This is a genomic window from Pseudomonas sp. B21_DOA (genome assembly GCA_030544685.1).
Taxonomy (GTDB): Bacteria; Pseudomonadota; Gammaproteobacteria; order Pseudomonadales; family Pseudomonadaceae; genus Aquipseudomonas; species Aquipseudomonas fluorescens_AO.
On record CP086683.1, the window covers coordinates 1910528 to 1925182 of the forward strand.

The following is a 14655-nucleotide window of genomic DNA, read 5'->3' on the forward strand; positions in this document are numbered from 1 at the left end:
TCAGCATTGCGGCTAATCGGTGGGTTTAATCGATACTGACACCCGAGAACACGTTGCGGCCGAACGGGCTGACTTTGAACCCTTCGACGCGGGTGCTTAACGGCTGGTTGACCGTCGAGTGGGCGACAGGCGTGATCGGCACTTGCTGTTTAAGCAATTGCTGGGCCTGTTTATAAAGCTCGGTGCGCTGGTCGCGGTCGGTGACGACCTTGGCCTGTTTGATCAGCTTGTCATACGCCGGATCGCACCACATGGAGTAGTTGTTGCCGCCGATCGCGTCGCAGCTGTACAGCGTGCCCAGCCAGTTGTCCGGGTCCCCGTTGTCACCGGTCCAGCCGATCAGGCTGACGTCGTGCTCGCCGTTCTTGGTGCGCTTGATGTACTCGCCCCATTCGTAGCTGACAATCTTCACTTTCAGGCCGATCTTGGCCCAGTCGGACTGGAGCATTTCGGCCATCAGTTTGGCGTTCGGGTTGTATGGACGCTGCACCGGCATTGCCCACAGGGTGATCTCGGTGCCTTCTTTCACGCCGGCAGCCTTGAGCAGTTCCTTGGCTTTTTCCGGGTTGTAGGCGGCGTCCTTGATGGTGTCGTCGTAGGACCACTGGGTCGGTGGCATGGCGTTGACGGCCAGTTGCCCGGCGCCTTGATAAACAGCGTTGAGAATGCCCTGTTTATTCACCGCCATGTCCAGCGCCTGACGCACTTCCAGTTGATCGAAGGGCTTGTGGCGCACGTTGTAGGCGATGTAGCCGAGGTTGAACCCCGGCTTGGAAATCAGTTGCAGCTTCGGGTCGGCCTTCAGCGCTTCAACATCGGCCGGACGCGGGTGCAGGGTGATCTGGCATTCGCCAGCCTTGAGCTTCTGCACGCGCACCGAGGCATCGGTGTTGATCGCGAAAATCAGGTTCTTCAGCTTGACCCGGCTCGGATCCCAGTACTGCGGGTTGCCGGTGTAGCGGATGTTGGAGTCTTTCTGGTAGCTCTTGAACACGAACGGCCCGGTGCCGATCGGCTTCTGGTTGATATCGCTCGGCTTGCCGTCGGCCAGCAGCTTGTCGGCGTATTCGGCAGACAGAATCGAAGCGAAGCTCATGGCGATGTTCTGGATGAACGCGGCATCGACGCTGTTGAGCGTGAACTCCACGGTCAGCGGCCCGGTCTTCTCGACCTTGGCGATGTTCTTGTTCAGGCTCATCCCGTTGAAATACGGAAACTCGGTGGGATAGGCCTTACGAAACGGCTGCTGCGCATCGAGCATGCGGTTAAACGTGAACACGACATCGTCAGCGTTGAAATCGCGGCTCGGCTTGAAGTAAGGAGTTGTATGAAATTTCACGCCTTCACGCAGGTGAAAGGTGTATTTCAGGCCATCTTCGGAAATGTCCCACTTGGTCGCCAGGCCCGGTACGACATTGGTCGCGCCTTTTTCGAACTCGACCAGGCGGTTGTACAGCGGCTCGGCGGCGTCGTTGTCGGTGGCCGTCGTGTACTGCGCGGTATCGAAACCCGCCGGGCTGCCTTCCGAGCAAAACACCAGGCTGTCGCTGGCGGCGTAGCTTGCAGACGTGGCGGCCAACAGGCCGGCGCCCAACAGAGCGGAAAAAACCAAGGTATGGCGCATGACGCTCCCTCTTTTTAGTGTTGTGCAATGCGTCAGGGTCCCTATCCCGGGACTTTCTGGTCGCATTGAGCTCAATCCAATACGTACGGCAAAACCGGTGGCCCACGCAGACACTGGTCAGTACGCGACGGTAGGCACCGTGCCTCTGGCAGTAAATACGTAATTGCCTTAATGCTCGTAGGAAAAGTCGACGCGCCTATACCGAAGCAATCATCTGCGGCGGATTTGGGTGTAGGCCTTTTCCTTTTTCCCGGTAGATAAAGCAACGGCGACGTCAGAAACGCCGCCGTCGCGATGTCTTACTTGCTGACGCTGACGCCGTAGAAGGAATTCAGGCCAAATGGGCTGATCTTGAAATCCTGCACGTTGGCGCGCATGGGTTGATACACCGTCGAGTGAGCGATAGGTGTCATTGGAACTGCATCTTTGAGGACGTGTTGCGCCTGTTTGTACAGCTCGGTGCGCTTGCCCTGGTCGGTAGTGCGTTTGGCTTCTTTCACCAGGCCGTCGAACTTCTTGTCGCACCACTTGGAGAAGTTGTTGCCGCTCAGCGAGTCGCAGCCAAACAGAACGTTGAGCCAGTTGTCCGGATCACCATTGTCACCGCTCCAGCCAATGATCATGGCTTGGTTTTCGCCACCTTTGGAGCGCTTGATGTACTCGCCCCATTCGTAGCTGGTGATCTTCACTTTCAAGCCGATCTTGGCCCAGTCGGACTGGAGCATTTCAGCCATCAGTTTGGCGTTCGGGTTGTACGGACGCTGCACCGGCATTGCCCACAGGACAATCTCGGTACCTTCCTTGACGCCGGCTTCCTTGAGCAGCTGTTTGGCTTTCTCAGGGTCGTACTTGGCATCCTTGATGGTGGTGTCGTAGGACCACTGGGTCGGCGGCATGGCGTTGACCGCCAGTTGGCCCGCACCCTGGTAAACCGAATCGATGATCTGTGGCTTGTTCACGGCCATGTCCAGCGCCTGCCGCACGCGCAGGTCAGCCAATGGGTTGGCCTCGTTGCTGCCCTTGACCTTGTCCATCACGTTGTAGGCGATGTAGCCCAGGTTGAAGCCGGCCTGATCCGGCATCTTCAGCGACTTGTCTTCTTTCAGCGCTTTCAGATCCGCCGGACGCGGGAACAGGGTGACCTGGCACTCGTTCTTTTTCAGCTTCTGGATACGCACCGACGGGTCGGTGGTGATGGCGAAGATCAGGTTGTCGATCTTCACGTCTTCAGGTTTCCAGTAATCCTTGTTGCCGGTGTAACGGATGTTCGAGTCTTTCTGGTAGCTCTTGAACACGAACGGGCCGGTGCCGATCGGCTTCTGGTTGATGTCGGCGGCTTTGCCATCCTTGAGCAGTTGGGCCGCGTATTCGGCGGACTGCACGGACGCGAAGCTCATGGCCATGTTCTGAATGAACGCGGCGTCGACTTCTTTCAGGGTGAACTTGACGGTGTGGTCGTCGACTTTATCGATCTTGGTGATGTTGGTGTCCATCCCCATGTCGGTGAAGTACGGGAATTCGGTCGGGTACGCCTTACGGAACGGGTCGTCCTTGTTGATCATGCGGTTGAAAGTAAACAGCACGTCGTCGGCGTTGAATTCACGAGTCGGCTTGAAATACGGGGTGGTGTGGAACTTGACGCCTTCACGCAGGTGGAAGGTGTAAGTCAGGCCATCATCGGAAATGTCCCACTTGGTTGCCAGGCCAGGAATCACGGCGGTGCCGCCGCGCTCGAACTGGGTCAGGCGGTTGAACATGGTTTCGGCTGAGGCGTCGAAGTCGGTTCCGGTGGTGTACTGGCCTGGATCAAAACCGGCCGGGCTCCCTTCGGAGCAGAACACCAGGTTAGTCGCAGCGGTGGCGAAAGGTGCGGAGGCTAACAAGCCTGCGCCGACTAGAAACGGAATGACCGCGTGTTTAAGCATGTTGGCCTCATGATTTGTTGTCATTTTTTAGTTGTGAGGTACGACCTCGTGAGTCGTGCCTGCGGATACTTATGCAGGGCCCATACCCAATGCAAGATCCAGAGCGGTCGACGGCGTTAAACCGTGGCACGAACGTACCTTAATGTCGCATCCGTATAACTTTTGACGCATTTGACCGTTTGCGAGTGGTTTTTAAGGTGCAAATGCAGCCCCAAAACGGTGCGGCAGTCACCTGCTGCGCGCCGCCTTGGGGCCGGGTGTTACTTATTTATACCCACCCCATAGAAGGGGTCAGACCGAAAGGGCTGATGCGGAAGTCGCTGACTTCCTTGCGCAACGGCTGGAACACTGTGGAGTTGGCGATCGGGGTGATCGGCACCTGCTGTTTAAGGATCAGTTGCGCCTGTTGATACAGTTTTACCCGTTGCGCTTTATCCGTGGCCACTTTGGCCTGCTGCACCAGTTTGTCGTAAGCCGGGTCGCACCATTTCGCATAGTTGCTGCCTTTGACTGCCGCGCAGCTGTACAGCACGCCCAGCCAGTTGTCGGGGTCGCCGTTGTCGCCGGTCCAGCCGTAGATCATCGCGTCATGTTCGCCATTCTTGGCGCGCTTGATGTACTCGCCCCATTCATAGCTGACAATGTTGGCCTTGATGCCGATCTTGTCCCAATCCTGCTGGATCATTTGCGCCGACATACGTGCATTCGGGTTCGACGCACGCTGCACTGTCATCGCCCAAAGGTTGATGGTTGTACCGGGTGCAACCTCGGCTTCCTTGAGTAGCGCCTTGGCTTTCACCGGGTCGTAAGGCGCGTCTTTGATGTTCGGGTCGAACGACCATTGCGCAGGTGGCAAAGCGTTCTGTGCCAATTGACCGGCGCCCTGGTAAACCGCCTTGATGATCGCCGGCTTGTCGATGGCCATGTCCAGCGCCTGACGGACCTTGAGCTGATCAAGAGGCGGGTGGGTGGTGTTATAGGCGAGGAAGCCAAGGTTGAATCCGGCCTGTTTCAGCACGCGCAGGTTCGGGTCTGTTTCCATGACCTCGATATCGGCCGGGCGCGGGTAACCGCTGACCTGGCATTCGCCGGCCTTGAGCTTCTGCAGGCGCACGGCGGCGTCGGGTGTGATCGAGAAAATCAGGTTATCGATTTTCACGTCTTCGGGTTTCCAGTAGGCCTTGTTGGCCGCGTAGCGGATCTGCGAATCCTTCTGATAGCGCTTGAACACGAAGGGGCCAGTGCCGATCGGTTTCTGGTTGAGGTCGGCGGCTTTGCCGTCCTTCAACAGTTGTGCGGCGTATTCGGCTGACTGCACCGAGGCGAAGCTCATGGCGAGATTTTGCACGAAGGCGGCGTCGACGTTGTTGAGGTTGAAGCGCACGGTGTGGTCGTCGAGTTTTTCCACCGACTTGATCGTGGTGTTCAGGCCCATGTCGGTGAAGTACGGGGATTCGGCGGGGTAGGCCTTGCGGAAGGCGCTCTCCGGGTCGAGCAGACGCTGGAAGGTAAACAGGACGTCGTCGGCGTTGAAGTCGCGGCTCGGGGTGAAATAGTCGGTGGTGTGGAACTTCACGCCTTCGCGCAGGTGGAAAGTGTAGTGCAGGCCGTCGCTGGAGACGTCCCATTTTGTCGCCAGGCCGGGTTCGATGTCGGTGCCGCCACGCTGGAATTGGGTGAGCCGGTTGAAGACGGTTTCGGCGGAGGCGTCGAAGTCGGTGCCGCTGGTGTATTGGCTGGGGTCGAAGCCGGCGGGGCTGGCTTCGGAGCAGTAGACCAGGGTTGTGGCCGCATGTGTGATCGGGGCGATGGCTGTAAGTGCGAGGGTGATCAGCAGTGGTTTGAGGGTGGATCTTGGCATGGAGTCCCCGGGGAATTTGCTGGTTATGCTTTCAGGGTAGCGGGGATTTGGAGGGCTTCGGAAATATCGTTTTTTGTGTTGGGGTGTCTGTCTCGGTATATAGCGGCTTGGTTTGGGGGTATATCCGTTGCTTCGGGTGCTGCGGCTGACGGTTTCGCCTGACGGCGACTTACTTTTTACAAGCGCCAAAAAAGTAAGCAAAAACGCTAGCTCCTGCGTACGGCCCTCGCAGGCTCGGGTTCCTTCGCTGCGGGACTGATCCGGGCGCAGCGGCTCCGGCTTGCTGCGCTGCACCTCCTTCCGCTGTGTCTGGCTGCGCCAGACGGTCGCTGCGCTCCCACGCCCGGATCAATCCCTCCATTCAGCCTTCCGACGTCGCCGGTGGATCAAGATCAAAAGCGATACTCGAGCTAACGCTCATCGTGTAGGAGCTGCCGAAGGCTGCGATCTTTTGATCTTGATTTTGCTTTTCTGTGGGAGTGAGCCTGCTCGCGATGAGGCACGTCCAGGCACCCGAGGGCTTGAGTTTGTTTAATTCCGATGCCCAATAACCCGAACCTTCCCACAAGGTTTTCAGGTTGTCCGTCGGACGTCCGCTCTCTAGGCTTGGGTCGTCGCTGGTTGTTCAGCGATCGGGTGTGAGAACCCGACATTCATAGTCATTCAGTGCCCAGATCCGCATAATTGCCGCCAGCAAGTCTGCTGCCTGCAAAGTGCGTTATGGCGGCTCTGTGCGGGCGGGCTTATGTCCGGCCGGGTGCCTATGACCGGTTTTCTCACCCCGCACAAAGCTGCCACCTCTTCGCCGTGTGAGAAACGGCATCGAGATGGCTCAACCTCATAGGTGAAGCGCATGAGCAAACCAGTCCCCGACCCACCCGAAGAAACCCCAACCCCCTCGAAGCCGCGCTGCGTGCCGACGATCTCGCGAAGAACCGCGAAGCCATCAAGCGTGCCCTCGATTTCTATCTCTGCCCGCCACCCGGCAAACCGCATCCACCAAGCACGATGTTTTCGATCCGGCCCGACATCGACACCGAAAGCCTGCTGGCTCACGCCTGTGAATCTCTCGCTTCAGCCAATACGCTGGCCAGCGATTTCGCCGATCAGCTCGGTCGGCCGCAGCGCAATACCGCGCTGGCGATCCAGCAGATCATCATGCTGGCGGAGCTGGCGGTGAATCGGGCGCTGGATCGAGTTGATCCGCACGCTTGAAACCACGTTATCGTTCTTCGCGAGCAGGCTCGCTCCCACAGGTGGAACGCATTTCAAATTGTGGGAGCGAGCTTGCTCGCGAAGACGGTGGTTCATTCACAGCAAATCCCAAGCACAAAAAAACCGGCAACCATTTACTGATTGCCGGTCCTTCATTCAGCCAGGCTCAAATCACTGCATCAACACTTCAATCGAGCCATCCGCGGTCATGCTGACCTGGCTGGTGCCTGCTTCAACTTCCGGCGTGACTGGCGCGGAATCCATGGCTGCCGCTTTCATCATCATCGGCGCGCGCAGGTACGGTTGTGGGTAACCGTTGCTGTTGAGGTTCAGGTTGACGATTTTGTAACCCTTGCCGCCCAGCGCATCGGTGGCCAGTTGGGCGCGGGTCTTGAAGGCGGTGACGGCTTCTTTGAGCAATTGGTCTTCACTGGCCTTGCGGGTCGGGTCGGCGATGGCGAAGTCCATGCCGCCCATTTTCAGCTCGGTCAGCAACTCGCCGGTGAGTTTCGACAGGGCGGCGAAGTCGGTGCTTTCCAGGCGCAGTTCGGCGCGCTCGCGCCAGCCGGTGATCTTCTGGCCTTTGGTGTCGTAGATCGGATAACTGTTGCGGCTGCTCGTGCGCAGGGTGATGTCTTTGACTTCCTTGGCCTGGGCGGTGGCCTTGTTCATGGTGGTGCTGATGGCCGCGGCGAGTTTGGCCGGGTCGGTGTTCTGCTCTTCGGTGTAGAGCGTCACGATCATCTGGTCGCGAGCCACTTCCTGGCTGACTTCGGCGCGCAGGGAAATCTGGTTGTAATGCAGCTCATCGGCGGCCAGCGCCGGGAGGCTGACGACGCTGCCGACGGTCAGGGCGAGGAGGGCGGCGCTGCGGCGAAATGTGTGCATGAAGGCTCCTTGAATGAGGCGCAGGTGCTGGGTCTCGGCCTGCGTGAACCATCAGACTTTAACTCCTATGATCCGGTTCGCCCAGTTACAACTTCTATACAGATACCTGCGCGCAGTGGGGAGTGCTTCTGTGGAGAGGGGATTTATCCCCGTTCGGCTGCGCAGCAGTCGCAAATCCGGCTGATGCGGTATGTCTGGTTAAATGAGGTCGCATGACTTGGGGCGGCTCCGCCACCCAGCGGGGATAAATCCCCTCGCCACAATTGATCTCTAATAGCCCTCGGCATCTTCTTCAACTCAGATGAATTCTCCATCGTCGCCATGTGGTCGTTTGCCGCACTTTCGCCTCTGAGCCCCGCGCCTTGGTTATACTCCGTGCGATCCGCCTGGAGCGCTCATCAGGAGAGCTCATGCTCGCCCCCGTACAACTGACTTCCGCCACTCGCCAGAACCTCTGGCGGCTGACTTTCATCCGCACCCTGGTGCTCGCCGCGCAGGCCGGGTCGGTGGGCCTTGCCTACTGGCTGCAATTGTTGCCGTTGCCGTGGGTGCAATTGGCGATGACCCTGGGCTGTTCGATTCTGCTCTGCGTGTTCACTGCCGTGCGCCTGCGCACATCGTGGCCGGTGACCGAGCTTGAATACGCGCTGCAACTGGCCTGCGATCTGGTGATTCACAGTGCGCTGCTGTATTTCTCCGGCGGTTCGACCAATCCCTTCGTTTCCTATTATCTGGTGCCGCTGACCATCGCGGCGGTGACGTTGCCGTGGCGTTATTCGGTGATTCTCTCGGGCATCGCGCTGGCGCTGTACACGGTGATGCTGACGCGTTTCTATCCGCTGGAAACGCTGCCGGTCGCCCGTGAGAATCTGCAGATCTACGGCATGTGGCTGAGCTTTGCGCTGGCTGCAGCGGTGATTACCTTCTTCGCCGCGCGCATGGCTGAAGAGTTGCGGCGGCAGGAAGAATTGCGCGCAATCCGCCGTGAAGAGGGGCTGCGTGATCAGCAATTGCTTGCCGTGGCGACCCAGGCCGCGGGTGCGGCGCATGAGTTGGGTACGCCGCTGGCGACCATGAGCGTGCTGCTCAAGGAAATGCAGCAGGACCATCCCGATCCGATGTTGCAGGACGATCTGAAAGTGCTGCAGGATCAAGTCAAACTGTGCAAGGAAACCTTGCAGCAACTGGTCCGCGCCGCCGAGGCCAATCGGCGTCTGGCGGTCGAGATGCAGGACGTCACCGACTGGCTCGACGAGGCGCTGAACCGCTGGCATTTGATGCGCCCGGAAGCCAGTTATCGCTTCCAGCGACTCGGCCAAGGCGCAGTGCCACGCATGGCGCCGCCGCCGGACCTGACGCAGGCCTTGCTGAATCTGCTCAACAACGCCGCCGACGCTTGCCCGGAAAATCTCCAGGTCACCCTGGATTGGGATGCGGAAACGCTGACCATCAGCATTCGCGATCACGGCGCCGGTGTGCCGCTGGCCATCGCCGAGCAGATCGGCAAACCGTTTTTTACCACCAAGGGCAAAGGTTTCGGCCTGGGCCTGTTTTTGAGCAAGGCCAGCGTGACACGCGCCGGCGGCTCAGTGAAACTCTATAGTCATGAGGAAGGCGGCACGCTCACCGAGCTGCGCCTGCCCCACGGCGCCCGAGGAGACCTAACATGAGTGACGAAATCCAAGTCGAAGGCGAAGAACTGCCGCATTTGCTGCTGGTCGATGACGACTCGACCTTCACCCGCGTGATGGCGCGTGCCATGGCCCGCCGTGGCTTTCGCGTCAGCACCGCCGGTTCCGCCGAAGAAGGCTTGACCATCGCTCAGGCCGATCTGCCGGATTACGCCGCGCTCGACCTGAAAATGGACGGCGACTCCGGACTGGTGTTGCTGCCCAAGCTGCTGGAACTCGATCCGGAAATGCGCGTGGTGATCCTCACCGGTTATTCGAGCATTGCCACGGCAGTCGAGGCGATCAAGCGTGGCGCCTGCAACTACCTGTGCAAACCCGCCGATGCCGACGACGTGCTGGCCGCGTTGCTGTCCGAGCACGCCGACCTCGACAGTCTGGTGCCGGAGAACCCGATGTCGGTCGATCGTTTGCAGTGGGAACACATCCAGCGCGTGCTCACCGAGCACGAAGGCAACATCTCCGCCACGGCCCGCGCGCTGGGCATGCACCGCCGCACCCTGCAGCGCAAACTGCAGAAGCGTCCGGTCCGTCGCTGAACCTGCGCTGAACGACTATCGCCAGCCCTCGCGATAAATCGCGCCGATCCTCTATGATCGGCGCGTGTCTGTTGTTTTCTATATCGAGCCTTATCCATGAATCAGAACGCTGAATATTCCGCGGTCAACGATGCTGTGCGCGGGCAGTTTTTTCGCAAAGTCTGGGCGATGACCACGCCTTACTGGCGCAGCGAAGAGAAGGGCAAGGCCTGGACGTTGCTGATTGCCGTGATCGCGCTGACGCTGTTCAGCGTATGGATCGCGGTGTGGTTGAACAGTTGGTACAAGGATTTCTATAACGCCCTGCAGAAAAAGGATGAGGCGGCGTTCTGGCAGTTGATCCTGTATTTCTGCGGTATTGCCGCTGTGGCGATTCTTGCTGCGGTGTATCGCCAGTATCTGACGCAGATGCTGACCATTCGCTGGCGGGCGTGGCTGACCGAAAAGCACTTCACCCGGTGGCTTGAACACAAGAATTACTACCAGCTGGAGCAGGGCGGTTACACCGATAACCCGGACCAGCGAATCTCCGAAGACCTTAATAAATTCACTGCGAACACACTGGCGCTTGGCTTGGGCTTGATCCGTACGGTCGTCAGTCTGGTGTCGTTCTCGATCATTCTGTGGGGCGTCTCCGGCAGCATCGAGGTGTTCGGTTTCACTGTTCCCGGCTACATGTTCTGGTGTGCACTGGTCTATGCGGCGGTCGGCAGTTGGCTGACGCATTTGATCGGCCGACGTCTGATCGGCTTGAACAACAACCAGCAGCGTTTCGAAGCCGACCTGCGTTTCTCAATGGTGCGGGTGCGCGAAAATGCTGAAAGCATCGCGTTGTACAACGGCGAGCCGAATGAAAATCGGCGCTTGAGCAATCGTTTCGGGCTGGTCTGGCATAACTTCTGGGACATCATGCGCGTGTCCAAGCGCCTGACGTTCTTTACTTCGGGCTATGGGCAGATCGCGATCATTTTCCCGTTCATTGTTGCCGCGCCACGTTATTTCAGCGGCAAGATCGAGCTGGGTGAGCTGATGCAAATCAACTCGGCGTTCGGCAATGTGCAGGAGAACTTCAGTTGGTTCATCAGCGCTTACCAGGATCTGGCCGAGTGGCGCGCCACTTGCGATCGTCTGCTGAGTTTCCGCAATGCCATGAGCAACAACGAGGAGCGCGTGCCCGCCATCGATGTGCAGAACCAGGGCAGCGAATTGCAGGTGCACAGCCTCGGCCTGGACCTGGCCGATGGACGTCATTTGCTGACCGACGCCGACATGACTGTGGAGCCGGGTGAGCGCGTGATGCTCAGCGGCCGTTCCGGCAGCGGCAAGTCGACACTGCTGCGGGCGATGGGGCATTTGTGGCCGGCGGGCCACGGCAATATTCGTTTGCCGGCAGCGCGTTATCTGTTCCTGCCGCAGAAGCCTTATCTGCCCATCGGTACATTGCGTGAGGCGCTGAGTTATCCACAACCCGGTGACACCTATGCGCCGGAGCGTTATGCACAGGTGCTGGAAACCTGCCGTTTGCCACATCTGCTCGGGCGGCTCGATGAGGCCAATCACTGGCAGCGCATGCTCTCGCCGGGTGAGCAGCAACGCTTGGCTTTCGCCCGTGCACTTCTCTATGCACCGCAATGGCTGTACATGGACGAAGCGACTTCGGCGATGGATGAAGAAGACGAAGCGACCTTGTACCAGGCGCTGATCGATGAGATTCCAGGGTTGAGCATTGTCAGCGTCGGTCATCGAAGCAGTTTGAAACGATTCCATCCACGGCATGTGCGGATCGACAGCGGTCGTCTGGTCGAACAGGCCATAACTGTCTGAACACTCACCTGTGGGAGCGAGCCTGCTCGCGAAGGGGCCATATCGGTCGACGAATCTGTCGTCTGAACTACTGCTTTCGCGAGCAGGCTCGCTCCCACAGTGAGGTAATGTGATCTGCCCGGTGATCGTACAACCCGCTTGAGCTATGATGGCGCCAAGCCGAACTTTCGAGACAAGATACAAATCATGGAAAAGCTGATCGACACCCCGCGCCTCCCCGCAAGCGCCGTAGCCTCGCCCAGGAATTGGTGACGGTGTTGAGCGAGCAGATCCGTGATGGCCTGCTCAAACGTGGCGACAAATTGCCCACCGAGTCGGCGATCATGGAAGCCCATGGCGTCAGCCGCACCGTGGTCCGTGAGGCGATTTCCCGTCTGCAGGCCGCCGGCCAGGTGGAAACCCGCCACGGCATCGGCACCTTTGTCCTCGACACGCCGAGCCCGAGCGGTTTCCGCATCGACCCGGCCACCGTCGTCACTCTGCGTGACGTGCTGGCAATTCTCGAATTGCGCATCAGCCTCGAAGTCGAATCCGCCGGCCTCGCCGCGCAACGCCGCAGCCCCGAGCAACTGGCAACCATGCGCGCCGCCCTCGACGCCTTGAACGAAAGCGCCTCCCATGCCAGCGATGCGGTGTCGTCGGACTTCGCTTTCCACCTGGAAATCGCGCTGTCCACCGGCAACCGCTATTTCACCGACATTATGACCCACCTGGGCACCAGCATCATTCCGCGTACGCGGCTGAACTCGGCGCGCCTGGCCCACGACGATCAACAGCACTACATGGGCCGTCTGAGCCGTGAGCACGAAGAAATCTACGACGCAATTGCCCGACAGGATTCCGATGCAGCCCGCGCCGCGATGCGGTTGCACTTGACCAACAGCCGCGAAAGACTGCGCCAGGCCCATGAAGAGGCGCAGGCGCAGGGGTAGCGCTCAACGCACTATGGCGACTTTGAGTTCTTCAGACATTGCGGGAACTTGACCTTGCTTCGAGACGCTGTAACGCAATCGGGCATCTGCTGCCGGACTGAGACCTTTCTCAAAATGAGCCTTTTCAATTGCGAAAGGAATGTCCTTGCCCAGATCGGCGGAAGTCAGCGCTTTCAGGTATTCCCATTGCTTATCGCCGACGACGAGCATCAGTTTTACTCGGTCTCCTGCCGAGGCTTCAGCATATGGAGGTACCACCGCTTCGGTCGGGTCTTTGATTGTGCTCACGTAAAGGGTGCCTTTTGACGCTTCTGTGAGTATTGGTGCAGGCAGAGGGGAAGCGTTGCATTAGTCATGTTCAAGGTCCTTTTGTCAGTATCAGTCGGCTAAATGCGCGTATTAGTCGCGCGCATTCATTAAAGGACCGCTGAGCCTGCGCTCGCACCTGTAAGAAATACCAGTCCCGACCAACGGTCAGAGCGTCAAACCCGCAACCCATTACGCCTCGACCCGCAGCCTCAGCGGCAGCGAATACGGCTCCATACTCGACTCATCACGAAACTTGTAGCGCAGCTCCACCTCGCGGTTCAGGTACGGTTGCAGCGCCTCTTTCGGCAACTGCACCTCGATGTCGAGCAGCTTTTCCATTTCATCCTCGGCATCGTCCCAAGCGCCGGTGTCCACTTCATCTCCTTCCCATTCAGGCTCGTCAGCATCACTGCCGAGAATCGCGTAGACGCTCCAGTTTGCTGCGAAATCGCTGGAATCCGGCACCTGCACGGTGAGGATATCCGGCATCTGCGAGAGCTGAAGCGTCACGCAATCGTCTTGAGCAGGGGCGGTGTGGGAGAGGGTAGGGGCGGCAAAATGCATCGACATAACAGCTTCCTTTGAGTGGTCCGCCACGATCCTTCGTGGCAGTCGACGTATTTTAGGAGCCGCTGGTCTCCTCAGAATTAAACGAATCCAGACCAGATATTTCCGCGAGCAAATGCTTCAAGGACGGGCCTTCCAGCGATTTCCAGAAGCATAAGCAGTGATTTTGTCGGACAAAAAAGCCCTGCCAACGATGAAATGCAGTTGACGGTTATTATTTAAGTTGTACGATGACCTACAACTTCGGCGAAGGCTGAACGGTCCACTCACAATAAAACGTTGCTACCAGGGTGTTCGAATAATGAATCCACAAGAACTGAAGTCCATCCTCTCTGCCGGCCTGCTGTCTTTCCCGGTGACCGATTTCAACGCGCAAGGCGATTTCAACCGCGCGGGCTACATCAAACGCCTGGAATGGCTGGCTCCGTATGGCGCTTCGGCTCTGTTCGCTGCCGGCGGCACCGGTGAGTTCTTCTCCCTGGCCGCCAGTGAATATTCGGAAATCATCAAGACCGCCGTCGACACCTGCGCGACCAGCGTTCCAATCCTCGCCGGCGTCGGTGGTTCGACCCGCCAGGCCATCGAGTACGCTCAGGAAGCCGAGCGTCTGGGCGCCAAAGGCCTGCTGCTGCTGCCGCACTACCTGACCGAAGCGAGCCAGGACGGTGTTGCCGCCCACGTTGAAGCCGTGTGCAAATCGGTGAAGATCGGCGTGGTCGTCTACAACCGCAACGTTTGCCGCCTCAACGCGCCGCTGCTGGAACGTCTGGCCGAGCGCTGCCCGAACCTGATCGGCTACAAGGATGGCCTGGGCGATATCGAGTTGATGGTGTCGATCCGTCGCCGCCTCGGTGATCGCTTCAGCTACCTGGGTGGTCTGCCGACCGCTGAAGTCTACGCCGCTGCCTACAAGGCGTTGGGCGTGCCGGTCTACTCCTCGGCGGTGTTCAACTTCATCCCGAAAACCGCGATGGACTTCTACCACGCGATCGCTCGCGAAGATCACGCCACCGTCGGCAAGATCATCGACGACTTCTTCCTGCCGTACCTGGACATCCGCAACCGCAAGGCCGGTTACGCCGTGAGCATCGTCAAGGCAGGTGCAAAAATCGCCGGCTATGACGCAGGTCCGGTGCGTGCGCCGCTGACCGACCTGACCGGCGAAGAGTACGAAATGCTCGCCGCGCTGATCGACAAGCAAGGCGCGCAATAAGCGAGAAAAGCGAGGCCGCTGAGCAATCAGCGGCTTTTTGCGTGAAGGCTTTTAGAGTTGAGGGCTGCCC

At 58.8% G+C, this 14655-nt stretch carries 11 protein-coding genes and 1 pseudogene; 6 read left to right on the forward strand and 6 right to left on the reverse strand.

Annotated elements, in window-relative coordinates; all coding sequences use genetic code 11:
• Positions 1-25: 25 nt before the first annotated feature.
• From LJU32_08665 to LJU32_08675, 3 genes are all read right to left on the reverse strand, one after another.
• A complete protein-coding gene (locus LJU32_08665) occupies positions 26-1624 on the reverse strand; it encodes an ABC transporter substrate-binding protein (protein ID WKV90255.1) in 1599 nt (532 codons plus the stop codon).
• 299 nt (positions 1625-1923) lie between these two features.
• The gene (locus LJU32_08670) at positions 1924-3549 is read right to left on the reverse strand and encodes an ABC transporter substrate-binding protein (GenBank protein WKV90256.1); all 1626 of its coding nucleotides are present in this window, start codon (positions 3547-3549) and stop codon (positions 1924-1926) included.
• A gap of 268 nt (positions 3550-3817) precedes the next feature.
• Positions 3818-5410, reverse strand: a complete 1593-nt coding sequence (locus tag LJU32_08675; GenBank protein WKV90257.1) for an ABC transporter substrate-binding protein — start codon at positions 5408-5410, stop codon at positions 3818-3820.
• Positions 5411-6263: 853 nt separating this feature from the next.
• On the opposite strand from LJU32_08675, the pseudogene LJU32_08680 reads away from it, so the two are divergent.
• Positions 6264-6625: pseudogene (locus LJU32_08680) on the forward strand (DUF6124 family protein).
• A gap of 171 nt (positions 6626-6796) precedes the next feature.
• Here LJU32_08680 and LJU32_08685 read toward each other — a convergent pair.
• Entirely contained in the window at positions 6797-7513 is a 717-nt protein-coding gene (locus LJU32_08685; GenBank protein ID WKV90258.1) for an SIMPL domain-containing protein, read from the reverse strand.
• Positions 7514-7923: 410 nt separating this feature from the next.
• On the opposite strand from LJU32_08685, the gene LJU32_08690 reads away from it, so the two are divergent.
• The 4 genes from LJU32_08690 to LJU32_08705 all read left to right on the forward strand — a co-directional run bounded on the left by LJU32_08690 (position 7924) and on the right by LJU32_08705 (position 12496).
• Positions 7924-9183, forward strand: coding sequence for a HAMP domain-containing histidine kinase (locus LJU32_08690; protein WKV90259.1), 1260 nt, complete (start codon positions 7924-7926; stop codon positions 9181-9183).
• On the forward strand, positions 9180-9740 hold the full coding sequence (locus tag LJU32_08695) for a response regulator transcription factor (protein WKV90260.1): 561 nt from the start codon (positions 9180-9182) through the stop codon (positions 9738-9740). The genes LJU32_08690 and LJU32_08695 overlap by 4 nt, the downstream gene beginning before the upstream one ends.
• Before the next feature lie 96 nt (positions 9741-9836).
• Complete coding sequence (locus LJU32_08700; protein WKV90261.1) at positions 9837-11564, forward strand: ABC transporter ATP-binding protein/permease; 1728 nt, start codon at positions 9837-9839, stop codon at positions 11562-11564.
• Positions 11565-11809: 245 nt separating this feature from the next.
• A complete protein-coding gene (locus tag LJU32_08705; GenBank protein WKV90262.1) occupies positions 11810-12496 on the forward strand; it encodes a FadR family transcriptional regulator in 687 nt (228 codons plus the stop codon).
• Positions 12497-12499: 3 nt separating this feature from the next.
• Here LJU32_08705 and LJU32_08710 read toward each other — a convergent pair whose 3' ends face one another.
• Positions 12500-12784, reverse strand: a complete 285-nt coding sequence (locus LJU32_08710; protein ID WKV90263.1) for a hypothetical protein — start codon at positions 12782-12784, stop codon at positions 12500-12502.
• Positions 12785-12994: 210 nt separating this feature from the next.
• Positions 12995-13375 (reverse strand): hypothetical protein, encoded by a 381-nt coding sequence (locus LJU32_08715; protein ID WKV90264.1) that lies wholly within the window; start codon positions 13373-13375, stop codon positions 12995-12997.
• A 298-nt stretch (positions 13376-13673) separates the two neighbouring features.
• Here LJU32_08715 and kdgD point away from each other — a divergent pair, with 298 nt between their 5' ends.
• A complete protein-coding gene (kdgD, locus tag LJU32_08720; protein WKV90265.1) occupies positions 13674-14585 on the forward strand; it encodes a 5-dehydro-4-deoxyglucarate dehydratase in 912 nt (303 codons plus the stop codon).
• The last annotated feature ends 70 nt before the right edge of the window (positions 14586-14655 follow it).

Excerpts from the sequence above, each read along its gene's own strand:
- LJU32_08695 (WKV90260.1), top strand. The coding sequence starts at position 9,180 with ATGAGTGACGAAATCCAAGTCGAAGGCGAAGAACTGCCGCATTTGCTG.
- kdgD (WKV90265.1), top strand. The coding sequence starts at position 13,674 with ATGAATCCACAAGAACTGAAGTCCATCCTCTCTGCCGGCCTGCTGTCT.
- LJU32_08665 (WKV90255.1), bottom strand. The coding sequence starts at position 1,624 with ATGCGCCATACCTTGGTTTTTTCCGCTCTGTTGGGCGCCGGCCTGTTG.
- LJU32_08670 (WKV90256.1), bottom strand. The coding sequence starts at position 3,549 with ATGCTTAAACACGCGGTCATTCCGTTTCTAGTCGGCGCAGGCTTGTTA.
- LJU32_08690 (WKV90259.1), top strand. The coding sequence starts at position 7,924 with ATGCTCGCCCCCGTACAACTGACTTCCGCCACTCGCCAGAACCTCTGG.
- LJU32_08715 (WKV90264.1), bottom strand. The coding sequence starts at position 13,375 with ATGTCGATGCATTTTGCCGCCCCTACCCTCTCCCACACCGCCCCTGCT.
- LJU32_08685 (WKV90258.1), bottom strand. The coding sequence starts at position 7,513 with ATGCACACATTTCGCCGCAGCGCCGCCCTCCTCGCCCTGACCGTCGGC.
- LJU32_08700 (WKV90261.1), top strand. The coding sequence starts at position 9,837 with ATGAATCAGAACGCTGAATATTCCGCGGTCAACGATGCTGTGCGCGGG.
- LJU32_08675 (WKV90257.1), bottom strand. The coding sequence starts at position 5,410 with ATGCCAAGATCCACCCTCAAACCACTGCTGATCACCCTCGCACTTACA.